The 22,292-nt window shown below is 69.4% G+C and carries 23 protein-coding genes; 3 read left to right on the forward strand and 20 right to left on the reverse strand.

Annotated features, from left to right (window positions below; all coding sequences use genetic code 11):
* The first annotated feature begins 70 nt into the window (after positions 1-70).
* A complete protein-coding gene (nucS, locus tag OG780_RS13935; protein ID WP_328448097.1) occupies positions 71-742 on the forward strand; it encodes an endonuclease NucS in 672 nt (223 codons plus the stop codon).
* A 94-nt stretch (positions 743-836) separates the two neighbouring features.
* Here the strand turns inward: nucS and OG780_RS13940 are convergent, their stop codons facing one another.
* From OG780_RS13940 to OG780_RS13955, 4 genes are all read right to left on the reverse strand, one after another.
* On the reverse strand, positions 837-3,371 hold the full coding sequence (locus OG780_RS13940) for an ATP-binding protein (protein WP_328448099.1): 2,535 nt from the start codon (positions 3,369-3,371) through the stop codon (positions 837-839).
* A 269-nt stretch (positions 3,372-3,640) separates the two neighbouring features.
* Entirely contained in the window at positions 3,641-3,964 is a 324-nt protein-coding gene (locus tag OG780_RS13945) for an STAS domain-containing protein (RefSeq protein ID WP_261707178.1), read from the reverse strand.
* Positions 3,965-4,179: 215 nt separating this feature from the next.
* A complete protein-coding gene (locus OG780_RS13950; protein ID WP_328448101.1) occupies positions 4,180-5,028 on the reverse strand; it encodes a 3-hydroxyacyl-CoA dehydrogenase family protein in 849 nt (282 codons plus the stop codon).
* Between the two features lie 150 nt (positions 5,029-5,178).
* Entirely contained in the window at positions 5,179-5,331 is a 153-nt protein-coding gene (locus OG780_RS13955; RefSeq protein WP_328448103.1) for a hypothetical protein, read from the reverse strand.
* Positions 5,332-5,537: 206 nt separating this feature from the next.
* Here OG780_RS13955 and OG780_RS13960 point away from each other — a divergent pair, with 206 nt between their 5' ends.
* Positions 5,538-6,110, forward strand: a complete 573-nt coding sequence (locus OG780_RS13960) for a cob(I)yrinic acid a,c-diamide adenosyltransferase (protein ID WP_328448105.1) — start codon at positions 5,538-5,540, stop codon at positions 6,108-6,110.
* Positions 6,111-6,480: 370 nt separating this feature from the next.
* A complete protein-coding gene (locus tag OG780_RS13965) occupies positions 6,481-8,310 on the forward strand; it encodes a glycoside hydrolase family 18 chitinase (RefSeq protein ID WP_328448107.1) in 1,830 nt (609 codons plus the stop codon).
* A 117-nt stretch (positions 8,311-8,427) separates the two neighbouring features.
* Here the strand turns inward: OG780_RS13965 and OG780_RS13970 are convergent, their stop codons facing one another.
* The 16 genes from OG780_RS13970 to prmC form a co-directional block, all read right to left on the reverse strand.
* Positions 8,428-8,874: a DUF2550 domain-containing protein gene (locus tag OG780_RS13970; RefSeq protein ID WP_328448109.1), complete on the reverse strand. Its 447-nt coding sequence runs from the start codon at positions 8,872-8,874 to the stop codon at positions 8,428-8,430.
* Positions 8,875-9,034: 160 nt separating this feature from the next.
* On the reverse strand, positions 9,035-9,409 hold the full coding sequence (locus OG780_RS13975) for a F0F1 ATP synthase subunit epsilon (protein ID WP_328448111.1): 375 nt from the start codon (positions 9,407-9,409) through the stop codon (positions 9,035-9,037).
* 127 nt (positions 9,410-9,536) lie between these two features.
* Entirely contained in the window at positions 9,537-10,973 is a 1,437-nt protein-coding gene (gene atpD / locus OG780_RS13980; RefSeq protein ID WP_328448113.1) for a F0F1 ATP synthase subunit beta, read from the reverse strand.
* Positions 10,973-11,887, reverse strand: coding sequence for a F0F1 ATP synthase subunit gamma (locus OG780_RS13985; protein WP_328448115.1), 915 nt, complete (start codon positions 11,885-11,887; stop codon positions 10,973-10,975). Before OG780_RS13985 ends, atpD begins: the two co-directional genes overlap by 1 nt.
* Positions 11,888-11,908: 21 nt before the next feature.
* Positions 11,909-13,498 carry a F0F1 ATP synthase subunit alpha gene (gene atpA / locus OG780_RS13990; protein ID WP_328448117.1) on the reverse strand — a complete coding sequence of 530 codons (1,590 nt, stop codon included), beginning with the start codon at positions 13,496-13,498 and terminating at the stop codon, positions 11,909-11,911.
* A gap of 126 nt (positions 13,499-13,624) precedes the next feature.
* Positions 13,625-14,446 carry a F0F1 ATP synthase subunit delta gene (locus OG780_RS13995; RefSeq protein WP_328448119.1) on the reverse strand — a complete coding sequence of 274 codons (822 nt, stop codon included), beginning with the start codon at positions 14,444-14,446 and terminating at the stop codon, positions 13,625-13,627.
* Positions 14,443-14,988 carry a F0F1 ATP synthase subunit B gene (locus tag OG780_RS14000; protein ID WP_328448121.1) on the reverse strand — a complete coding sequence of 182 codons (546 nt, stop codon included), beginning with the start codon at positions 14,986-14,988 and terminating at the stop codon, positions 14,443-14,445. Before OG780_RS14000 ends, OG780_RS13995 begins: the two co-directional genes overlap by 4 nt.
* A 41-nt stretch (positions 14,989-15,029) precedes the next feature.
* Positions 15,030-15,260, reverse strand: a complete 231-nt coding sequence (gene atpE / locus OG780_RS14005; RefSeq protein ID WP_024884520.1) for an ATP synthase F0 subunit C — start codon at positions 15,258-15,260, stop codon at positions 15,030-15,032.
* A gap of 73 nt (positions 15,261-15,333) precedes the next feature.
* On the reverse strand, positions 15,334-16,155 hold the full coding sequence (gene atpB, locus OG780_RS14010) for a F0F1 ATP synthase subunit A (RefSeq protein WP_328448124.1): 822 nt from the start codon (positions 16,153-16,155) through the stop codon (positions 15,334-15,336).
* Between the two features lie 225 nt (positions 16,156-16,380).
* The gene (locus tag OG780_RS14015) at positions 16,381-16,818 is read right to left on the reverse strand and encodes a hypothetical protein (protein WP_328448125.1); all 438 of its coding nucleotides are present in this window, start codon (positions 16,816-16,818) and stop codon (positions 16,381-16,383) included.
* A gap of 294 nt (positions 16,819-17,112) precedes the next feature.
* The gene (locus OG780_RS14020; RefSeq protein ID WP_328448126.1) at positions 17,113-18,468 is read right to left on the reverse strand and encodes an MraY family glycosyltransferase; all 1,356 of its coding nucleotides are present in this window, start codon (positions 18,466-18,468) and stop codon (positions 17,113-17,115) included.
* A 129-nt stretch (positions 18,469-18,597) separates the two neighbouring features.
* The gene (gene glyA, locus OG780_RS14025) at positions 18,598-19,836 is read right to left on the reverse strand and encodes a serine hydroxymethyltransferase (protein ID WP_328448128.1); all 1,239 of its coding nucleotides are present in this window, start codon (positions 19,834-19,836) and stop codon (positions 18,598-18,600) included.
* Positions 19,837-19,907: 71 nt separating this feature from the next.
* On the reverse strand, positions 19,908-20,555 hold the full coding sequence (locus OG780_RS14030; RefSeq protein ID WP_326785492.1) for an arsenate reductase/protein-tyrosine-phosphatase family protein: 648 nt from the start codon (positions 20,553-20,555) through the stop codon (positions 19,908-19,910).
* A 52-nt stretch (positions 20,556-20,607) separates the two neighbouring features.
* Positions 20,608-21,255: an L-threonylcarbamoyladenylate synthase gene (locus OG780_RS14035; protein ID WP_103550972.1), complete on the reverse strand. Its 648-nt coding sequence runs from the start codon at positions 21,253-21,255 to the stop codon at positions 20,608-20,610.
* Positions 21,256-21,378: a hypothetical protein gene (locus OG780_RS14040; protein WP_326785494.1), complete on the reverse strand. Its 123-nt coding sequence runs from the start codon at positions 21,376-21,378 to the stop codon at positions 21,256-21,258.
* Complete coding sequence (gene prmC / locus OG780_RS14045) at positions 21,375-22,214, reverse strand: peptide chain release factor N(5)-glutamine methyltransferase (RefSeq protein WP_326785495.1); 840 nt, start codon at positions 22,212-22,214, stop codon at positions 21,375-21,377. Before prmC ends, OG780_RS14040 begins: the two co-directional genes overlap by 4 nt.
* Positions 22,215-22,292 lie beyond the last annotated feature (78 nt).

Genomic DNA, 22,292 nt, shown 5'->3' on the forward strand with positions numbered 1-22,292 from the left:
CACGGGAGGCGGGTGCGGGACGGGCGCGAGAATCGCGTGCACCGCCGCCGGTCGAGTAGCGTTGCCGACCATGCGTCTCGTCATTGCCCGCTGTTCCGTGGACTACGCGGGCCGGCTCACCGCCCATCTCCCGTCGGCTCCCCGCCTGATCCTCGTGAAGGCGGACGGCAGCGTCTCGATCCACGCGGACGACCGGGCCTACAAGCCCCTCAACTGGATGTCTCCGCCCTGCACACTGAAGGAGGGGTCCGGCGACGACGAAGGCACCTGGACCGTCATCAACAAGGCGGGCGAGAAGCTCATCATCACGATGGAGGAGATCCTCCACGACTCCTCGCACGAACTCGGCGTGGACCCCGGCCTGATCAAGGACGGCGTGGAAGCGCACCTCCAGGAGCTGCTCGCCGACCGCATCGAGACCCTCGGCGAGGGCTACTCGCTCATCCGCCGCGAGTACATGACGGCCATCGGCCCGGTCGACATCCTGTGCCGGGACGCCGAGGGGCAGACCGTCGCCGTGGAGATCAAGCGCCGCGGCGAGATCGACGGCGTGGAGCAACTCACGCGCTATCTGGAGCTGTTGAACCGCGACCCACACCTCGCGCCGGTCCGCGGCATCTTCGCCGCCCAGGAGATCAAGCCGCAGGCCCGCGTCCTCGCCACCGACCGCGGCATCGGGTGCGCGGTCCTGGACTACGACGCCCTGCGCGGCATCGAGGACGACAAGCTGCGACTGTTCTGAGCCCCCCGGGTTCGTATACGGCAGAGGGCCGGGTCCGCCATCGGACCCGGCCCTCTCCTTTGTCCAGACGGTCCGGTACGTCCGGACCCCACGGTCAGATCACCGTGCCGCTCGGCGACGTCGTGGCGAAGCCGGTTCCCGCCGACCCGCTGCCCGCCGACGTCTGCGCCGGCGCGCCGCTCGGCACGGGGCCGCTCGCGGAGTCGGTGGTGGCCGGGGTCGTCGACGTACTGGCCGACGGAGACGTGGACGGCGAAGGGCTCGACGGCTTCGTGGAGGACGCCGACGGCGAGGCGCTCGACGACTTCGAGGGGGACGGGGAGGGCCTGTGCGTGGGCGGCTTCGACGACGACGCGGACGACGACTTCGAGGGCTTGCTCGTGCCGGTGCGCGTCCCGCTCGGTTCACCGGACGGCTGCCGGCTCGCCGTGGCGGTGGGGGTCGGGTCGTCCGAGGTGCCGTACGTGCCGTCGGGGCCCGGGTCGGTAGGGGTGGCCACCGCGCCGGAAGAGGAGTCGTCGCCCTTCTTCGGCGTGTCCGCGCCCAGGCTGTCCTCCTGGCTGTCCTGCGTGGCCGACGGGTTGACGCCGACCTTCTCGGACGGCGTCTCGTTGTTGTGCTCCGAGGTCGCTCCGAGGGTCACCACGGTCCCGAGGACGGCGACGAGGAGCGCGCCCGCGCCCGCGGCCACCAGATTGCGCCGGGTGCCGATGACCAGCCGCCCCGCGACGCTCCGCGGCCCGGCCGGTGGAATGCCGGGGCTGCCCGGGTGGGCGAGCACCGTCAGGGTGTCGCCCGACGGGTCGGTGCGGGGGAAGGCGGCCGGTACACCTCCGGGAGGCGACACCGACTCCTCGTGACGCGCTTCGGGCACCTCTTCGCCCGCCGCGGTGCGCCCGCCGGTCAGCTGAAGGGTTCCGGAGCGGTCGGTGACCAGCGCGAGGGCGCGGCGGCCGGCGGTGGTGCCCCGCTTGTCGGCGAGTTCGCCGCGCATGGCGACGGAGGCCTCCAGCTCGGCGCGGGACCGGTCGAGCTGGTGGCCGCAGAGCGCGAGTACACCCAACTCGTGGTGGAAGTAGGCCTGTTCACCGAGGTCGTCGGCCAGCTCGGAGGCCTCGACGCCGAACCGCAGGACGCGCTCCCAGGCGCTCCAGTGCAGCCCCGCCGCGAAGGCGGGCGCGGCCGTGCGGGCGAGCTGGACGGAGACGCTCTCCTCGTCCTCGTCCTGCGGGACGGTGGTGACCGGGACGAGCACGTCCAGGGCGGCCAGCAGCGCGTCGGCCTCGGCGCAGACCCGCTCCGGGGTGACCGAGGGGTGCCCGGCCCACCAGGTGTAGTGCCGCGCGGCGGCCAGCGCACTCTCCTGGAGGGTGTCCGCGTATCCGGAGGCCTCCAGCTGGGCCTGCACCCCGGCGGCGAGCCGGTAGCGGGAGCCGACCGGGGAGACCAGCGCGGAGGCCGCGAGTTCGGCGAGCGCGGCGTCCGCGTGGGTGTCGCCCACGAGTGCGGGCAGATGGGCCTGATGGGGCACCTCGCCGCCGAGCGCGACGGCGAAGCGCAGAGTGGCGCGCGCCGACTCGCTGAGCCGGGAGGCGAGCAGCGCGGCGGGCGCGGCGCCCTCGGCGAGCGAGGGCAGCGGTACGTCGGTGCCGTCGCCGGTCCCGAAAGGCGCGTCGGCCGGGGCTTCCTGGAAGACGCCGTAGTCGTCGAAGGCCTCTTCGCTGGCCTGCATCCGGTCGCGCTGCCGCAGCAGCGCTCCGGCCTGTATGAAGCGCAGCGGCAGTCCCTCGGACTCGAACCAGAGGTCGCCCGCCCAGTTCGACTCGTCCTCGCTCAGGACGCGTCCGACGGAGCGCTCCAGCAGTTCGAGGCCGCCGCTGCGGTCGAGACCGCCGAGGAGGACCTCGTCGAGCTGGGCCTGGACGGACGGGGCCGGTATGTCGGGGGTGGCGGCGATCACGAAGGCGCACTCGGGGGTGGCGTCGAGCAGCACGTCGAGGGCGCTGCCGCCGATCTCCGCGTCGTCGACGATGACGACCGCCCCGATCTCGCGGACGAGCCGGTGCAGTTCCTCGTGGTCCGGGCGGTACAGGGGGGCTTCGTAGACGGCGGCGAAGAGGTCGTACAGCACGTCGCTCGCGGTGCGCCCGAGGCCGGACAGGCGGACGACGCCGTCGGGGGCGAGGTCCGCGCAGTCCTCGGCGACGGCGTCCAGCAGGACGGTGCGGCCCGATCCCGAGGGGCCGGTGAGCCGTACCGAGCGGCCGCGCGCGAGGAGGCGTACGACCTGCTCGCGCTCCTCGTGGCGTTCGAGGAGCGGCAGCCGGGGCTGTGCCGGGCCGGGCGGAACGGGCGGCTGGGCCGCGCGGGCCAGTTCGGCGCGTTTCGCGGCGCCGTGCCTGGCCGGCGTCGCCGGCCGCTCGTGCGGCGGGCAGTTCTCTATCTCACTGCCGTCGACGGGGTTGACCGTGAGCGCGAATTCGCCCGTGACGAGTCTGACCGTGCGGACGGGCACGGGCTTGTGCTGGCCGAGGTCGGCTGCGAGCGGGTCGCGCGGCGGGCGCGGGCGAGTCACCTGACCGTCGTCGTCATGGCCGTGCTCTTCGGCTCCCCGGTTGATCGGGTCCATGTTCCAAGCCCCCCAAAAGCGTCGTGTGCCGATGCCCTCCCGGCCTGGCTGCACACCGCTTCGTCGCTTCTGGTCCGGTGCCCGCTCGTAGGGTTTCGGTCGGCGGGCAGCCGAACCCTAAACCTTCGCACAGTATCTATGAACAGGCGGGGTACCGCGCCGCCCGAAGCATCACAGCTTCGTGAGGATTGTGCACGCGGTGCGCCCGGTGCGACGGCAGGGGCGCGTACGCCGTCGCGCACGCGAAGGGGTGACGGGGCGCGCTCAGGTCACACCCGGGGCAGGGACTCGACCCCGATGCCACCCTCGATCGCCAGGATCCGGTGCAGTCGGGTGGCCACCAGCAGGCGCTGCATCTGCGGCGGTACACCGCGCAGCACGAGCCGTCGGCCGCACCGCCCGGCGCGTCGGTGGGCCCCCATGATGACGCCCAGCCCGGTGGCGTCCCAGGAATCCAGCTCGGACAGATCCAGCACGAGGTCGCCGGCACCGTCGTCGACGGCCGAGTGCAGGACCGTACGGGCGTCCGCCGCGCTGCGTACGTCGAGGCGGCCCCCGACGACCAGCTCGGCGTGGTCGCCCCTGATGTACATATGCGCTCCCCGAGAATGCGTCTCGTAACTCCGCGTGTGTCTGTTTCCGCGTCTTCGCGTCTGCATGTTGTGCATGGTCTGACTGTCTGAGGGCCGCGAAGGTTGCCGTCTGTAAGCGAACCGATACCGAATTCACCTCATGGAGTGACATCCGAGAGGCGTGCACGGCTTCCGCGGCACATGCGGCGACCGGGTCCCGGTCGCCGCATGATCGTTCAGTGCTTGTAGAAGCCCTGCCCGCTCTTGCGCCCGATGTCACCGGCGTCAACCATCCGGCGCATCAGCTCCGGCGGGGCGAACTTCTCGTCCTGGGTCTCGGTGTAGATGTTGCCGGTGGCGTGCAGCAGGATGTCGACGCCCGTGAGGTCGGCGGTGGCCAGGGGGCCCATGGCGTGGCCGAAGCCCAGCCGGCAGGCGAGGTCGATGTCCTCGGCGGTGGCCACGCCCGACTCGTACAGCTTCGTCGCCTCGACTACGAGGGCCGAGATGAGGCGGGTGGTCACGAAGCCGGCGACGTCGCGGTTGACGACGATGCAGGTCTTGCCGACGGACTCGCTGAACTCCCGCGCGGTGGCGAGCGTTTCGTCGCTGGTCTTGTAGCCGCGGACCAGCTCGACGAGCTGCATCATCGGCACCGGCGAGAAGAAGTGCACGCCCACGACCCGCTCCGGGCGCTCCGTGGCCGCCGCGATCTTGGTGATCGGGATCGCGGAGGTGTTGGAGGCGAGCACGGTGTCAGGGCGGACGATCTTGTCCAGGGCCTGGAAGATCTCGTGCTTGACCTCGAGCTTCTCGAAGACCGCCTCGACGACGATGTCGGCGTCGGCGGCCGCGTCCAGGTCGGTGGTCGCCGTGATCCGCGCGAGCGCGGCGTCCGCGTCGGCGGCCTCCAGCTTGCCCTTGCTCACGAACTTGTCGTACGAGGCCCTGATGCCGTCGAGGCCGCGGTTCAGCGCCTCGTCGGTGACATCGCGCAGAACGACGTCCCAGCCCGCCTGCGCGGAGACCTGGGCGATGCCGGACCCCATGAGTCCGGCTCCGATGACGGCGAGCTTCCCAGCCACTCGTACTCCCTTAACACGCTGCTTGTGTATGCCTCTTCGGCGGAGAGTAGCGTTCGGAAGGGGGTGGGAAACCCGTAAGTAACGCGTGTCACGGTCTCAGGGCGTGAGACACCCGTCACGTCCGGTCCGGGAGCGTCACCGGGCCTCGGATCATCCGTCGGCCCGTACGGCGCAGCCGAGGACCTCCGGGCTCAGGAGCTCCTCCATGCCGTCGAGGAGCACGAGGATCTCGCGCGACACCTCGTCCGGAGCACGGCCCGCCCCCATCTCGCGGCCGATGGCCGTCGTGACGGTCCGGTGCACCCGGTCGATCCGGCCGACGACGGGGCCCGGCAGGGGTCCCCGGGCGGCGCGCCGGTCTCCTCGCGCGGGGCTTCCTCCAGGTTCCCCAGGGCCTCCTGGCCGATCGCCCAGAGCCGCGAGCGGAGCGCGGGGGCTTCGTCGACGACCTGCATGAAGCGGGCGACACCCGCCGCCGGGCCGAGCCGGGGCGTAACTAGGCTGACCTCATGGTCAATCTGACGCGCATCTACACCAGGACCGGCGACCAGGGCACCACCGCCCTCGGCGACATGAGCAGGGTCGCCAAAACCGATCTGCGGATCTCGGCGTACGCCGACGCCAACGAGGCGAACGCGGTGATCGGAACGGCGATCACCCTGGGCGGCCTGGAGGACGAGGTCGTCCAGGTCCTCACCCGCGTCCAGAACGACCTGTTCGACGTGGGCGCGGATCTGTCGACGCCGGTGGTCGAGGACCCGAAGTTCCCGCCGCTGCGGGTCGAGCAGTTCTACATCGACAAGCTGGAGGCCGACTGCGACCTGTTCAACGAGCGCCTGGAGAAGCTCCGCTCCTTCATCCTGCCCGGCGGCACCGCCGGGGCGGCGCTCCTGCACCAGGCCTGCACGGTCGTGCGCCGGGCCGAGCGCTCGACCTGGGCGGCCCTGGAGGTCCACGGCGAGGCGATGAACCCGCTGACCGCCACCTACCTCAACCGGCTCTCGGACCTCCTGTTCATCCTGGCCCGCACGGCGAACAAGGACACCGGCGACGTGCTGTGGGTCCCGGGCGGGGAGCGCTGAGCGACTCCCGGCCGTACCCGCCGGACCGGACGAAGGGCGTCCGCGCCGGGCTCGAAGGCCGCTTCGAGCCCGCTGCCGCGGGCGCCCTTCGTCGTCCCCGCCAGTGACTCCGGACGGCCTCGCACAGGGCTCAGGACCACCTCGCACAGAACCGCGAAGGCCCACGTCAGCCGCCTGCCGGACCGTCAGGACCGCACAGTCGTTCACCAAGGGGCAACACCCGCACGGGAGTTGGGGATCAAGGGCGACAGCGAAACAGTGGTCCAGACCTATTGACCTGTGGTCCAGACCTTCCTATCCTCACGGGCACCGTGGGTGTGAAGGCTCAGTCACGCCCCTCCCTCCCCCAACTCCCCCGAGGAGGCGCGGAATGCGCTTCAGACAACGAGCGACGGCAGGGCTCGCCACCCTGCTGCTCCCCCTGGCAGGCCTGGTCGGTCTCGCGAGTCCGGCGCAGGCCGCCGACAGCGCCACCGCCACGTACTCCAAGACCCAGGACTGGGGTACGGGCTTCGAAGGCAAGTGGACCGTCAAGAACACCGGTACCACCGCGATCAGTTCGTGGACGATCCAGTGGGACTTCCCCTCCGGCACCTCCGTCACCTCGGCCTGGGACGCGGACGTCACCAGCTCGGGCAACCACTGGACCGCCAAGAACAAGTCCTGGAACGGCACCCTCGCCGCGGGCGCATCCGTCTCCTTCGGCTTCAACGGGGCGGGCTCCGGCTCCCCGTCCAACTGCACGCTCAACGGCGGCAGTTGTGACGGCGGCACCACCGTCCCCGGCGACAACCCGCCCTCCGCGGCGGGCACCCCCACCGCGTCCTCGGTCACCGACACCTCGGTGAAGCTCTCCTGGAGCGCGGCCACCGACGACAAGGGCGTCAAGAACTACGACGTCCTGCGCGGCGGCAGCAAGGTCGCGACGGTCACGACGACCTCGTACACGGACACCGGCCTGACCGCCGGCACCGACTACTCGTACACCGTGCAGGCCCGTGACACCGCCGACCAGACCGGTCCGGTCAGCGGCGCGGTCGCGGTCCACACCACCGGCGGCGGCACCACCGACCCGCCGCCCACCGGCAAGAACGTCAAGCTCGGCTACTTCACCGAGTGGGGCATCTACGGCCGCAACTACAACGTCAAGAACCTGGTGACGTCCGGCTCGGCCGCCAAGATCACGCACATCAACTACGCGTTCGGCAACGTCACCAACGGCCAGTGCGCGATCGGCGACTCCTACGCCGACTACGACAAGGCCTTCACCGCCGACCAGTCGGTCAGCGGCGTCGCCGACACCTGGGACCAGCCGCTGCGCGGCAACTTCAACCAGCTGCGCGAGCTGAAGGCCAAGTACCCGAACATCAAGATCCTGTGGTCCTTCGGCGGCTGGACCTGGTCCGGCGGCTTCGCCCAGGCCGCCGCCAACCCGGCCGCGTTCGCGCAGTCCTGCTACAACCTGGTCGAGGACCCGCGCTGGGCCGATGTCTTCGACGGCATCGACATCGACTGGGAGTACCCGAACTCCTGCGGTCTGTCCTGTGACACCAGTGGTGCCGCGGCCTACAAGAACCTGATGCAGGCCCTGCGCGCCAAGTTCGGCTCGAACAACCTGGTCACCGCGGCCACCACGGCCGACGGCACCTCCGGCGGCAAGATCGACGCCGCGGACTACGGCGGCGCCTCGCAGTACGTCGACTGGTACAACGTGATGTCGTACGACTTCTTCGGGGCGTTCGCCGCACAGGGCCCGACCGCCCCGCACTCCCCGCTCACCTCGTACAGCGGCATCCCGACGCCGGGCTTCACCACGGCCGACGCGATCGCCAAGTTCAAGTCGAAGGGCGTGCCCGCGAGCAAGCTGCTCATCGGCATCGGCTTCTACGGCCGCGGCTGGACCGGGGTCACCCAGTCCGCGCCCGGCGGCACCGCGACCGGCCCGGCCGCCGGTACGTACGAGCAGGGCATCGAGGACTACAAGGTCCTCAAGACGTCCTGCCCCTCCACCGGCCTCGTCGCCGGTACGGCGTACGCCTACTGCGGCAACAACTGGTGGTCCTACGACACCCCGGCCACCATCGGGACGAAGATGTCGTGGGCCAAGAGCCAGGGCCTGGGCGGCGCCTTCTTCTGGGAGTTCAGCGGTGACACCAGCAACGGTGAACTGGTCAGCGCCATCAACAGCGGCCTGAGCTGATCGCAGGCCCTGACCGAACACCGATCCACCCCGCACCACAAAAAGAACCGCGGGCAGACCTCATGGTCTGCCCGCGGTTCGCTGTAGGGGGGGCATCCAACGGGGCCCTGAACGCCGCTACGCGACGTTCACCCTTTGTCCGGGCGGGGCCGCCTCCAGCCAGGCGAGGAATCCCGTCAGCGCGTCCTCGCTCATCGCCAGCTCGAGACGCGTCCCGCGATGGAGGCAGGCCAGGATGATCGCGTCCGAGAGCAACGCGAGCTCCTCCTCGCCCGCGGCGGCGCGACGGCCGTCCACCTCGATCGCCGAGCGTTCGAGGACGCGGCGCGGGCGGGGGGCGTAGGAGAAGACGCGGTACCACTCGATCCGGTCGCTGTTGTAGCGGGCCACTCCGTAGCTCCAGCCCTTGCCGCTGGGGTCACCCTTCTCGGGGACGTCCCAGCGCAGGCTGCAGTCGAACGTTCCGCCGGAACGCTGGATGAGCCGGCGGCGGAGGCCGAAGACGAACAGCCCCACCACCACGAGCCCCACTACCACTCCGCACACAGTCAGAGCGAGGACCATCGACACCGACCTCCTCGTCTCCTAGGTAACGGAAAAGAAAAAACTTCCGGATTCGCCTCAGCCGCGGCCAGGGCCGGAGTGATCCGGTCCCAGCCGCGGCTGAGTCAAAGCCTTGCACAGTGCTCCCCCAGCGCCTGCGGTGCCGGGGTCGCACCGATGGTCAGCGGGTCGCCACCGCACGCAGGCGGACGTCCGCGCGACGCTCGGCGGACGCGTCGGCGTCCGACTTCGCGCGCTCGAGCGCCCGCTCCGCACGCTGGACGTCGATCTCGTCCGAAAGCTCGGCGATCTCGGCCAGCAGCGACAGCTTGTTGTCGGCGAACGAGATGAAACCGCCGTGCACCGCGGCGATGACCGTTCCACCATCACTCGTACGAATGGTCACCGGGCCCGACTCCAGCACACCGAGAAGCGGCTGGTGACCGGGCATGACGCCGATGTCGCCGGACGCGGTACGCGCGACGACCAGGGTGGCCTCGCCGGACCAGACACTGCGGTCCGCGGCGACGAGCTCGACGTGCAGCTCAGTAGCCAAGGTGGGCTCCTCGGGTCACCACCCGGCGTTGCTGCCGGGTGTTGGGTCAAAGTCTAGTAGGCGTACGGAGGGGGAAGGACCGCACCCCGCGAGGCGCGGTCCCGCCCCCTCACTCAGAACACGAGGTTCAGGAGACGCCGAGCTCCTTGGCGTTGGCCTTGAGGTCCTCAATGCCACCGCAGAGGAAGAACGCCTGCTCCGGGAAGTGGTCGTACTCACCGTCGATGATCGCGTTGAAGGCCGCGATCGACTCGTCCAGCGGGACGTCCGACCCGTCGACGCCGGTGAACTGCTTGGCGACGTGGGTGTTCTGGGACAGGAAGCGCTCCACGCGACGGGCGCGGTGGACGGTGAGCTTGTCCTCCTCGCCCAGCTCGTCGATACCGAGGATCGCGATGATGTCCTGAAGGTCCTTGTACTTCTGAAGAACCGACTTGACGCGCATCGCGGCCGCGTAGTGGTCCGCCGCGATGTAGCGGGGGTCCAGGATGCGGGACGTGGAGTCCAGCGGGTCCACGGCCGGGTAGATGCCCTTCTCGGAGATCGGACGGGAGAGAACCGTCGTCGCGTCGAGGTGGGCGAACGTGGTGGCCGGGGCCGGGTCGGTCAGGTCGTCCGCGGGGACGTAGATCGCCTGCATCGAGGTGATCGAGTGACCACGGGTCGAGGTGATGCGCTCCTGGAGGAGACCCATCTCGTCGGCCAGGTTCGGCTGGTAACCCACCGCGGAGGGCATACGGCCGAGCAGGGTCGAGACCTCGGAACCGGCCTGCGTGAAGCGGAAGATGTTGTCGATGAAGAACAGCACGTCCTGCTTCTGCACATCGCGGAAGTACTCCGCCATGGTCAGACCCGCGAGGGCCACGCGCAGACGGGTGCCCGGGGGCTCGTCCATCTGGCCGAAGACGAGCGCCGTCTTGTCGATGACGCCCGACTCGGACATCTCCGCGATGAGGTCGTTGCCCTCACGCGTGCGCTCACCGACACCGGCGAACACGGAGACACCGTCGTGGTTGTTGGCGACGCGGTAGATCATCTCCTGGATGAGCACCGTCTTGCCGACGCCGGCACCACCGAACAGACCGATCTTTCCACCCTTGACGTACGGGGTGAGAAGGTCGATGACCTTGACGCCGGTCTCGAACATCTCGGTCTTCGACTCGAGCTCGTCGAAGCGCGGGGCCTTGCGGTGGATGGTCCAGCGCTCGCCCGAGTACGTCTCGTCCGAGTTCAGCACCTCACCGAGGGTGTTGAACACCTTGCCCTTGGTGAAGTCGCCGACCGGGACGCTGATGCCCGTTCCGGTGTCGGTGACCACGGCCTGGCGGACCAGACCGTCGGTGGGCTGCATGGAGATCGTACGGACCAGGCCGTCACCCAGGTGCTGGGCGACTTCCAGGGTCAGCGTCTTCAGCTCGCCGGCGTTGGCCGGGTCGGCCACCTCGACGTGAAGGGCGTTGTAAATCTCCGGCATCGCGTCGACGGGGAACTCCACGTCGACGACCGGGCCGATGACCCGGGCGACGCGGCCCGTGGCAACGGCCGTCTCAGAAGTCGTCGTCATTACTTGTCACTCCCCGCGGTCGCGTCGGCAAGGGCTGCGGAGCCGCCGACGATCTCGCTGATTTCCTGGGTGATTTCGGCCTGGCGGGCCGCATTGGCAAGTCGGGAGAGCGTGGTGATCAGGTCTCCCGCGTTGTCGGTCGCCGACTTCATCGCGCGGCGCGTGGCGGCGTGCTTGGAAGCAGCCGACTGGAGCAGCGCGTTGTAGATACGGCTCTCGACGTAGCGCGGCAGCAGGGCGTCGAGGACGTCCTCCGCCGACGGCTCGAACTCGAACAGCGGGAGGATCTCGCCCTTCGGCGTCTCCTCCGCGACCTCTTCGAGGCGAAGCGGCAGCAGACGGCCGTCGATGGCCGACTGCGTCATCATCGAGACGAACTCGGTGTAGACGATGTGGAGTTCATCCACGCCGCCGTCCGCCGTGTCCTTCTCGATGGCCTCGATCAGCGGACCCGCGACCTTCTTCGCGTCCGCGTACGTGGGCTCGTCGGTGAAACCCGACCACGACTCCACGACCTTGCGCTCGCGGAAGTTGTAGTGGGCCAGACCACGGCGGCCGACGATGTACGTGTCGACCGTCTTGCCCTCGGCCTCGAGACGGGCGGTCAGCAGCTCCGCCGCCTTGATGGCGTTGGAGTTGAAGGCGCCGGCCAGACCGCGGTCGCTCGTGAGGAGCAGCACCGCGGAACGGGTCGCCGTCTCCGCCTCCGTGGTCAGCGGGTGCTTGGTGTTCGAGCCGGTGCCGACCGCCGTGACCGCGCGGGTGAGCTCGGTCGCGTACGGCGTGGAGGCCGCCACCTTGCGCTGCGCCTTGACGACGCGCGAGGCGGCGATCATCTCCATCGCCTTGGTGATCTTCTTGGTCGCGGTGACGGATCGGATGCGACGCTTGTAGACCCGGAGCTGGGCTCCCATGAGTCAGGTCCCTTCCTTACGTCACTTGGCGGCGGCCGGAGCGTCCTCGCCGAGAAGCTTCCCGTCCGAGGTCTCGAACTGCTTCTTGAACTCCGTGATGCCGTCGGCGATGGCGGTGAGCGTGTCGTCCGACATCTTGCCGCCCTCCTTGATGGAGGTCATGAGGCCCTGCTCCTTGCGGTGCAGGTACTCCAGGAGCTCCTTCTCGAAGCGGCGGATGTCGGCGACCGGTACGTCGTCCATCTTGCCCGTGGTGGCGGACCACACGGAGACGACCTGGTCCTCGGTCGGCATCGGCTGGTACTGAGCCTGCTTGAGCAGCTCGACCAGGCGCTGACCGCGCTCCAGCTGCGCCTTCGACGCGGCGTCCAGGTCGGAACCGAAGGCGGCGAACGCCTCCAGCTCGCGGTACTGGGCCAGGTCGAGGCGAAGACGGCCGGAGACCTGCTTCATCGCCTTGTGCTGGGCCGAGCCACCGACGCGGGAGACCGAGATACCGACGTTCAGGGCCGGACGCTGGCCGGCGTTGAACAGGTCGGACTCAAGGAAGCACTGGCCGTCGGTGATGGAGATGACGTTGGTCGGGATGAACGCCGACACGTCGTTCGCCTTGGTCTCGACGATCGGCAGACCCGTCATCGAACCGGCGCCCAGGTCGTCGGAGAGCTTCGCGCAGCGCTCCAGCAGACGGGAGTGCAGGTAGAAGACGTCACCGGGGTAGGCCTCGCGGCCCGGCGGACGGCGGAGCAGGAGGGACACGGCGCGGTAGGCGTCGGCCTGCTTCGAGAGGTCGTCGAAGATGATGAGGACGTGCTTGCCCTCGTACATCCACTGCTGACCGATGGCCGAACCGGTGTACGGCGCAAGGTACTTGAAGCCGGCCGGGTCGGACGCCGGGGCGGCGACGATGGTCGTGTACTCCAGCGCGCCGGCCTCTTCGAGGGCGCCACGCACGGAGGCGATGGTCGAACCCTTCTGGCCGATGGCGACGTAGATGCAGCGGACCTGCTTCTTGGTGTCGCCCGAGCGCCAGTTGTCGCGCTGGTTGATGATCGTGTCGACGGCCAGCGCGGTCTTGCCGGTCTGACGGTCGCCGATGATCAGCTGACGCTGGCCACGGCCGATCGGGGTCATCGCGTCGACGGCCTTGTAGCCCGTCTCCATCGGCTCGTGCACCGACTTGCGGACCATGACGCCCGGAGCCTGCAGCTCGAGGGCGCGGCGGCCGGACGTCTCGATCTCGCCGAGGCCGTCGATCGGGTTGCCGAGCGGGTCGACGACGCGGCCGAGGTAGCCCTCGCCCACGGCGACGGACAGCACCTCACCGGTGCGCTGCACCGGCTGACCTTCTTCGATACCGCTGAACTCGCCGAGGACGACCGCACCGATCTCGCGCTCTTCCAGGTTCAGCGCGAGGCCGAGGGTTCCGTCCTCGAACTTCAGCAGCTCGTTCGCCATGGCCGAGGGAAGACCCTCGATCTTGGCGATACCGTCGCCGGCGACGGTGACCGTACCGACCTCCTCGCGCGAGGCCGCGTCCGGCTGGTACGACTGGACAAAGTTCTCCAGTGCGTCCCGGATCTCCTCCGGCCGGATCGTGAGCTCCGCCATCTGGGTTCCCTGCTCTCCTTGTTGGGCCCGAAGTTTCACTTGGGGGGATGGGGACTCCCCCCGATGAGAGGTGAATCCTCTGCACGGCCCAACCAGGGCCGTAATTGCGTACTGCTTATGTGGTTACTAGCTCGCCATGCGGCGGGCGGCGTCCTCGAGACGGTCCGCGATGGAACCGTTGATGACCTCGTCGCCGACCTGCACCCGGATCCCGCCGAGGACATCGGGGTCCACGTCGAGGTTGAGGTGCATCGGGCGGCCGTAGAGCTTGGCCAGAGAGGCGCCGAGGCGCCGCTTCTGTCCGTCGCTCAGCGGCACCGCCGAGGTGACCACGGCGACCATGCGGTCACGGCGCTCGGCGGCGAGCCTGGACAGGGACTCGAGTCCCGCTTCCAGGCTACGTCCGCGGGGCGCGGTTACGAGGCGCGTCACCAGACGCTCGGTCGTCACGTCGGCCCGGCCGCCGAGCAGGCTGCGCAGCAGCTCGCTCTTGGCCGCCGTGGTGGCGGCCCGGTCGGTCAGCGCGGCGCGCAGCTCGGTGTTCGAGGCGACGATCCGGCCGAAGCGGAACAGCTCGTCCTCGACGTTGTCGAGCGCGCCCGTCCGCTGCGCCGCCGTGAGGTCGGCGGTGGTGGTGAGCTCCTCGAGGGCGTCCACCAGGTCGCGGGGCTGCGACCAGCGGGAACGCACCATGCCGGAGACCAGGTCGGCGGCGCTGCCGCCCACCTGGGTGCCCAGCAGGCGCTGGACCAGCTCGGCCTTGGCCTCGCCGGGCTGCGCCGGGTCGGTGAGGACCCGACGCAGCGACACCTCGCGGTGGAGCAGCGCGGTGACCGCGGCCAGCTCGTCGGAGAGCTGGGCCGCGTCCACGGACGTCGAGTCCGTCAGCGCGTCGAGACGCTCACGTGCGGCTGCGGTTGCCTCGCGGCTCGCTCCGTGTGCGGTCATCGAGCCGCCTCGGCCTTCTCCTCAAGCTCGGAGAGGAAACGGTCGATGACGCGGCTCTGGCGGGCGTGGTCCTCGAGGGACTCGCCGACGAGCTTGCCGGCCAGGTCGGTGGCAAGCGTGCCGACGTCCTGGCGCAGCGACTGAGCGGCGGCCTTGCGGTCGGCGTCGATCTGCGTGTGACCGGCGGCGACGATCTCGTCGCGCTGCCGCTGGCCTTCCGCGCGCATCTCGGCGATGAGCGTGGCGCCCTGCTCCGTGGCTTCCTGGCGCAGGCGCGCGGCCTCGTGCCGGGCTTCGGCGAGCTGAGCCTTGTACTGCTCAAGAACGCTCTGGGCCTCGGTCTGCGCGGCCTCGGCCTTCTCGATACCGCCCTCGATGGCCTCGCGACGCTGCTCCAGAACCTTGTTGATGTTCGGGAGAAGCTTCCAGGCCAGGAAACCGAAGACGATGACGAAGGCGAGCAGGCCGATGACAAGCTCGGGGATCGGCGGGACGAGGGGGTTTTCGGTCTCCTCGGCCGCCAGAATGAGCAGCTGGCTCATGTCAGTGCCTTTCGTCTAGTGGGCTGTCGTGGATCCGAAGATCACTTGCCGTAGACGAACGGCATGACCAGACCGATGAGGGCGAGCGCCTCACAGAAGGCGAAGCCGAGGATCTGGTTGGCGCGGATCAGACCGGCGGCCTCGGGCTGACGGGCGAGGGCCTGGGTGCCGTTACCGAAGATGATGCCGACGCCGACGCCGGGGCCGATGGCCGCGAGGCCGTAACCGATCGAGCCGAGCGAGCCGGAGACAGCGGCAAGGGTCTGGGACATGCCAGTTCTTCCTTTTCTTTACGGACCGGTGGGGGTTGGCCACCGGACGACTGCGGGGTCGAGGGAGGGGCGCTCAGTGGTTCTCGGCCAGTGCGCCCTGGATGTAGGTGCAGGTCAGCAGCACGAACACGTACGCCTGCAGGGCCTGGATGAAGAGCTCGAAGGCCGTCATCACGATGGTCATGATGAACGAGACGCCCGCGTAGGCGATGCCGACGCCGTTGAGCAGGTACCAGCTGGCGATCGTGAACAGCAGCAGCAGCGTGTGACCCGCGAACATGTTCGCGAAGAGTCGCACGGCGTGCGTGAACGGACGGACCAGCAGGTTCGAGAAGAACTCGATGAGCATCGCGAGCGGGAGAACCGGGCCGAGCGACTTGTCGTAGCCCGTGACGTTCTTGAAGAAGCCCACGAAGCCGTGGCGCTTGAAGGTCAGCGAGACCCACAGAACGTAGACGATCAGGGCCAGCACCAGCGGGTACGAGATGATCGCGGTGACCGGGAACTGGGCGAGCGGAATGATCGACCAGAGGTTCATCATCCAGACGAAGAAGAACAGCGAGACGATCAGAGGGACGTACTTCTCGCCCTCCTTCTTGCCGATCGTCTCGTAGACGACGCCACGACGGACGAAGTCGTAGCCGGCCTCGGCGACCATCTGCAGCTTGCCCGGGACGACCTTCGGCTTGCGGAACGCGGCCCAGAAGAAGCCGACGATGACAAGCGAGCCCAGCAGCGCCAGGAGCATCGTCTTGTTGAAGTACAGGTTGCTGTCCCCGTCGCCCCAGATGGGCTCGAACAGGAACGAGTGCAGGCCGGGTGCCGGGAAGCCACAACCGTCGAAGATGTGGCAGTCGGTCTCGAAGGCGAGCACCTGCGTCGGGTCAGCACTCACCGCGGGCTCCTTCAGCGTGGCGCATAGGTACGGCATCCTCGTTGTGTCGGCGCGGCGCGCAGCCGCGGTTCGGCACTGGACTGGTGTTACGGATGTGGGGGCGGCAGTGGGGCATCAAGCCTCGCGATCGAACAGGCGTCAGCTCAGATGCCCGCGCCCGCGATGCCGCAGTTGGCACCGGACGATAGCAGGATCTCCTGCGTGCACTTATCCCGGCCCTACCCCTCACGACGAATGACCCTTGTTCTCGGGCTTTTCGGCCTTCGAGGAGTCGGGTTCGACGTAGAGGATCTTGGCCTTCATATGGGCACGTGCCTGTGCGCCGATCCACACGAGGGTGGTGACGACCAGGGTGAGCGCGAAGGACTTGGGGTTGAACAGCGATGTGTTCTTGAACGCGGCGACAAAGATGAACAGCAGAAGAATCTGCGCCGTGTAGAGCAGGAGACCCATCGCCTGGAACAAGTGCGGAAGCGATTTGGCGGTGCGCTGCAGGACGTAGAGGCCCAGCCCCATGAAGAGAACGACCACCAGCGTCGCGACGACCGCCCCGAGCGCTCCCTTGCCGCCGGCGACCACACCGCTGACGACGGCGGCAATCGCGCCGGCGGCAGCTGTGGGTACAGCGGCCTGAAGGAGGATCCGGACGTCATTGGACGGCATGGCGGCAACTCCGCTTGCTAAGGGGGGCGTGTCGTCATGGACGAGCGTAGTCCCGGGCTGAGAGAGAACCTCACGCCAAAGGACCGTCGTGCTGGGGTCTTTCGGCTCTGCCCTGGGTTCTCGTGAACCGTATCACAAACTATTTGATGAGGTCTTTACCTGGTTGGTGTGCTGACTGTCACACATGAGAGTGAAGCTGCGCGTCTGTGCATTTCAAGCGCCCATTTGTCTGATATTGAGGCGCTTTGCTTCCCCACGATTTGGTCACGCGTTAGTCAGATTCTTACCTTCGACTCAGCGCGAGGACTCGGCCTCGCGCCGGTCCAGAAGTCGCGCACGGGTCCCGATCGCCGTCGCTCCATTGACTCCCGCGACTCCGGCGACCACCGGAGCACGGTGCTCGCGCGCCTCGTCCGGCTCGCTCTCGGGCGCCGCCTCGTGGGTCACGGGCGCCATGTCCCGGGCAGCGGCCGCGGCGGCCCTGCGGCGGCGGTAGCGCGGCGGCAGGAGGTGTTCGGCCCAGCGCGGGGCGCGCGGTGTGAAGCGGGGCAGCAGGAGCAGCACGAGACCGACCGCGCTGAGCGCCGCGATGACGAGCACGCTCCACATGGCCCCGGAGTTGACCGAGTAGGCGAGGGCGCCGAAGGAGATCAGCGCCGACCAGAAGTACATGATCAGGACGGCCCGGCTGTGCGAGTGGCCGACCTCCAGGAGGCGGTGGTGCAGGTGGCCCCGGTCGGCGGCGAACGGCGACTGCCCGCGCCAGGTGCGCCGCACGATGGCGAGCACCAGGTCGGCGGCCGGGATGGCGATGATCGTCAGCGGCAGCAGCAGCGGGATGAACACGGGCACCGTCTGGTGCACGGTGTTGCGCGGGGAACCGGTGAAGAGGTTCATCACGTCGGGGTCGATCTGCCCGGTGATGGAGATCGCGCCGGCGGCCAGCACCAGACCGATGAGCATCGACCCGGAGTCGCCCATGAAGATCCGCGCGGGATGCATGTTGTGCGGCAGGAAGCCCAGGCACATGCCCATCAGGATCGCCGCGAACAGCGTCGCCGGGGCGGCCGCCTCGATGCCGTACGAGTACCAGATCCGGTAGGCGTACAGGAAGAACGCGGCGGACGCGATGCACACCATGCCGGCGGCCAGTCCGTCGAGGCCGTCCACGAAGTTGACCGCGTTGATGGTGATGACGACGAGCGCCACCGTCAGCAGCGTGCCCTGCCACTGGGTCAGCGCGACCAGGCCGACCCCGGGGATCGGCAGCCACAGGATCGTCAGACCCTGCATGACCATCACACCGGCGGCGATCATCTGGCCGCCGAGCTTGATCAGGGCGTCGATCTCGAACTTGTCGTCCAGCACACCGATCAGCCAGATCAGCGCGGCGCCGGAGAGAAGGGCACGCGGTTCGTTCGAGTTGGCGAAGACCTCGTTGAGGTTCGTCAGATGGTCCGCGACCAGCAGGCCGGCGCACAGACCGAAGAACATCGCGATGCCGCCGAGCCTCGGCGTGGGTTCACGGTGCACGTCACGCGCCCGGATTTCCGGCATGGCTCCGGCCACGATCGCGAATTTCCGTACCGGCCCTGTCAGCAGGTACGTCACCGCGGCCGTGATGCAGAGCGTCAGCAGGTATTCACGCACGGGCTTCCCCACAGGTCTCGCTGGCCATCACAGCCCCACACCCTAGCGATGCACGCATACGGTTGAGGACTTTCGGGTAGCGACGATGGTTGCACGTGTGGCTGTGCGGTTCGGTACGCGTACCCCCGGTCAGTCCGTATAAGGCGGAAATCTTCCGGTCAGTTCCCGCACTTCCTCGCGTGCCGCCCGGCCCTCGATCTCGTCCCGGAGCACCCCCGCGAACAGTGCCGCGACCCGTGCCATCTCCGGCTCGCCCATCCCCTGGGTGGTCAGCGCCGCGGTGCCGAGCCGCAGACCCCGGGCGTCGCCGTGAGGCAGCGCACAGGTGTCGAGGACCATACCGGCGGCGGCCAGCCGGCCGCGCGCGGTACGCCCGTCGACGCCGAGCGGTACCGGATCCGCGACCAGCAGATGGGTGTCGGTGCCGCCCGTGGTGACCGCGAGCCCCTCCGCCTCGAGACCCGCGGCCAGCACCCGGGCGTTGGCGGTCACCTGATGGACGTACGCCGTGAAGGCCGGGGTCGCCGCCTCGCCGAACGCGACGGCCTTGGCCGCGATGGTGTTCATCTGCGCACCGCCCTGGGTGAACGGGAAGACGGCCCGGTCGACCCGCTCCGCCAGTTCGCCACCGCACAGGAGCATGCCGCCGCGCGGCCCCCGGAGCACCTTGTGCGTGGTGGCGCACACGACATCGGCGTACGGCACCGGGTTCGGCGCCGCTCCCCCCGCGACGAGCCCGATGGGGTGGGCGGCGTCCGCGATGAGATAGGCGCCGGCCTCGTCGGCGATCTCCCGGAAGAGCGCGTAGTCGATGTGCCGGGGATACGAGATCGATCCGCAGACGATGGCCTTGGGACGGCGGGCACGGGCCAGGGTGCGCACCTGCTCGTAGTCGATCAGTCCCGACTCCGCCTCGACCCCGTAGCCGACGAAGTCGAACCAGCGGCCGGAGAAGTTCGCGGGCGACCCGTGGGTCAGATGACCGCCGAAGGGCAGGCCCATCGCCAGCACGGTGTCCCCGGGGCGCAGCAGGGCGGCGTACGCGGCCAGGACGGCCGAACTCCCGGAGTGGGACTGGACGTTGGCGTGATCGGCGCCGAAGAGGGCCTTGGCGCGGTCGACGGCGATCCGCTCGGCGACGTCGACGATCTCGCAGCCGCCGTGGTGACGGGCGCCGGGATACCCCTCGGCGTACTTGTTCGCCAGCGGCGAGCCGAGCGCGGCCAGCACGGCCGGCGAGGTGAAGTTCTCCGCCGCGATGAGCTGCAGCGTGGTCGACTGCCGGTCCAGCTCACCGCGCAGGATCTCGGCGAGCTCGGGATCCTGGCGGCTCAGGACATCCGCTTCGGGCATGGTGGCGACCGGCATGGTGGACTCCGGACATCTGCGGGGGGACGCTTATGTCCAATGTAGAACCGGGACCGGTCGCACGCCCGGTGTCACGTCCGCGCGGGTACCCCCGTCAGAGCGGTGACGACCGGGTCCAGCGCCTCGTTGATCTCGTCCCCGATGGACCGGAAGAACGGCAGCGGCGCCCCGTAGGGGTCGAACACCTCGTCGGCCTCCGCGGTCGGGGCCAGCAGCCAGCCGCGCAGCGCGGCGGCGGCCCGTACCAGCGCGACGGCGCGCTCGACCACGCCGTCCTGGAGGGGCGGCAGCGTCGAGCTGTCTATGGCGCGCACCAGCCGGGTGAACTCCTTCAGCGTGAAGGTGCGCAGGCCGGCGGAGTGGCCCATGGAGATGACCTGGGCGCGGTGGTCGCGGGTGGCCGTCAGGACCAGGTCGGCGCGGATGACGTGGTCGTCGAGGAGCTCGCGCCCGACGAAGCCGGAGGGGTCCGCGCCGAAGTCGGTCAGGACGGTCGCGGCGTTGGCCTCCATGGGCGCGCCCTCGTGGCCCCAGGTGCCGGCGCTCTCCACGATGAGGCCGCCCCACAGGGGGTCTCCCAGCCGGTCCGCCAGGGCATGCCGGGTCAACCGCTCGGTGATCGGCGAGCGGCACACGTTGCCGGTGCTGACGTGGAGGATGCGGAAGGACCCGCTCGGGGATCCGCCGGTCCCGGTGAACCCCGCGCCTATGCCACGCATGGGACTGCTCCCTGCTCCGGCCGAGCCGGGAGCCCGGGGGACTCGGGGGCTGTCAATTCGCCACCTCGAGGTCGGGTACGACCTTGCGGAGCTCCTCCGCCGACAGGGCGCCCGCGCGCAGCAGGACGGGGACCTTGCCGGTGACGTCGACGATCGAGGAGGGCACGTTGCCCGGGGTCGGGCCGCCGTCCAGGTAGACCGAGACGGAGTCGCCGAGCATGCCCTGGGCGGCGTCGCAGTCCTCCGGCGCGGGGTGGCCGGTGAGGTTGGCGGAGGAGACGGCCATCGGACCGACCTCCGTGAGGAGTTCGATGGCGACGGGGTGCAGCGGCATACGGATCGCCACCGTGCCCCGGGTGTCCCCCAGGTCCCACTGGAGCGACGGCTGGTGCTTGGCGACGAGGGTCAGGGCGCCCGGCCAGAACGCGTCGACGAGCTCCCAGGCCATCTCGGAGAAGTCCGTGACGAGGCCGTGCAGGGTGTTCGGGGAGCCGATGAGGACAGGGGTGGGCATGTTGCGGCCCCGGCCCTTGGCGTCGAGCAGGTCGGCGACGGCCTCCGAGGTGAACGCGTCGGCGCCGATGCCGTAGACGGTGTCGGTGGGGAGGACCACCAGTTCGCCACGGCGGACGGCGGACGCCGCCTCACGCAGACCTGTGGTGCGGTCGGTCGCGTCGTTGGTGTCGTATCGCCGTGCCATTTAGCGGGCCTCCTCATACACGTACTGCTGGCTGGGGGTGCGAAGAAACGCGATGCGGTCGAAGGCGACGCGCCGGCGCACCACGGCGCCGCCGCGCGCCGGGACCGGGTGAGCCGCGCTCACGGCATCGCCTTGCGGGCGGTCGCGAACCGCGGCCGGTTGTTGAGATCCGGGTGGTCGGCCGCGTCGGCCCAGCCCCGCTCCTCGGTGAAGATCCACGGCACCTGTCCGCCCTGGGTGTCGGCGTGCTCGATGACGACGACGCCGCCGGGCCGCAGCAGCCGGTGCGCGGTGCGCTCGATGCCGCGGATGAGGTCGAGTCCGTCCTCGCCGGAGAACAGGGCGAGCTCCGGGTCGTGGTCCCGGGCCTCCGGCTGCACGTACTCCCATTCGGTGAGCGGGATGTACGGAGGGTTGGAGATCACCAGGTCGACCTGGCCGTCGAGGTCCGGGAACGACGTGAGGGCGTCTCCCTGGCGCAGGTCGACCCTGGACCCCTCGACGTTCTTGCGCGTCCACCGGAGGGCGTCCTCGGACAGCTCCACGGCGTGCACACGGGAGCGCGGGACCTCCTGGGCGAGCGCGAGAGCGATGGCTCCCGAGCCGGTGCACAGGTCGACGATCATCGGTTCGACGACGTCCATCGCGCGGACGGCGTCTATGGCCCAGCCGACGACCGACTCGGTCTCCGGGCGGGGGACGAAGACGCCGGGCCCCACCTGGAGTTCGAGGTAGCGGAAGTAGGCGCGCCCGGTGATGTGCTGGAGCGGCTCGCGGGCCTCGCGGCGCGCGGTCACCTCCCAGTAGCGGGCGTCGAAGTCCGCGTCCTTGACGCTGTGCAGCTCGCCCCGCTTCACGCCGTGCACGAAGGCGGCGAGCTCCTCCGCGTCGTTGCGCGGCGAGGGCACGCCGGCGTCGGCCAGCCGCTGGGTGGCCTGGGCCACTTCCGCGAGCAGCACGCTGCGGGGGTTTGGGGATCGACCCCCAAAATGTTGCTGCACGCTGGTCCTCCGGGGCTGAGCTGTTGTCGTTTGCTG

The sequence above is a fragment of the Streptomyces sp. NBC_00386 genome, from assembly GCF_036063235.1.
In the GTDB taxonomy this organism is placed as follows: domain Bacteria; phylum Actinomycetota; class Actinomycetes; order Streptomycetales; family Streptomycetaceae; genus Streptomyces.

Coding starts and splice junctions, on each gene's coding strand:
- OG780_RS14000 (WP_328448121.1), bottom strand. CDS start 14,988: ATGAGCCAGCTGCTCATTCTGGCGGCCGAGGAGACCGAAAACCCCCTC.
- OG780_RS14030 (WP_326785492.1), bottom strand. CDS start 20,555: ATGCGTGGCATAGGCGCGGGGTTCACCGGGACCGGCGGATCCCCGAGC.
- OG780_RS14015 (WP_328448125.1), bottom strand. CDS start 16,818: ATGCCGTCCAATGACGTCCGGATCCTCCTTCAGGCCGCTGTACCCACA.
- OG780_RS13995 (WP_328448119.1), bottom strand. CDS start 14,446: ATGACCGCACACGGAGCGAGCCGCGAGGCAACCGCAGCCGCACGTGAG.
- OG780_RS13965 (WP_328448107.1), top strand. CDS start 6,481: ATGCGCTTCAGACAACGAGCGACGGCAGGGCTCGCCACCCTGCTGCTC.
- OG780_RS13970 (WP_328448109.1), bottom strand. CDS start 8,874: ATGGTCCTCGCTCTGACTGTGTGCGGAGTGGTAGTGGGGCTCGTGGTG.
- nucS (WP_328448097.1), top strand. CDS start 71: ATGCGTCTCGTCATTGCCCGCTGTTCCGTGGACTACGCGGGCCGGCTC.
- glyA (WP_328448128.1), bottom strand. CDS start 19,836: ATGCCGGTCGCCACCATGCCCGAAGCGGATGTCCTGAGCCGCCAGGAT.
- OG780_RS13945 (WP_261707178.1), bottom strand. CDS start 3,964: ATGTACATCAGGGGCGACCACGCCGAGCTGGTCGTCGGGGGCCGCCTC.
- OG780_RS14035 (WP_103550972.1), bottom strand. CDS start 21,255: ATGGCACGGCGATACGACACCAACGACGCGACCGACCGCACCACAGGT.
- atpD (WP_328448113.1), bottom strand. CDS start 10,973: ATGACGACGACTTCTGAGACGGCCGTTGCCACGGGCCGCGTCGCCCGG.
- OG780_RS13940 (WP_328448099.1), bottom strand. CDS start 3,371: ATGGACCCGATCAACCGGGGAGCCGAAGAGCACGGCCATGACGACGAC.
- atpA (WP_328448117.1), bottom strand. CDS start 13,498: ATGGCGGAGCTCACGATCCGGCCGGAGGAGATCCGGGACGCACTGGAG.
- atpE (WP_024884520.1), bottom strand. CDS start 15,260: ATGTCCCAGACCCTTGCCGCTGTCTCCGGCTCGCTCGGCTCGATCGGT.
- OG780_RS13985 (WP_328448115.1), bottom strand. CDS start 11,887: ATGGGAGCCCAGCTCCGGGTCTACAAGCGTCGCATCCGATCCGTCACC.
- OG780_RS13960 (WP_328448105.1), top strand. CDS start 5,538: ATGGTCAATCTGACGCGCATCTACACCAGGACCGGCGACCAGGGCACC.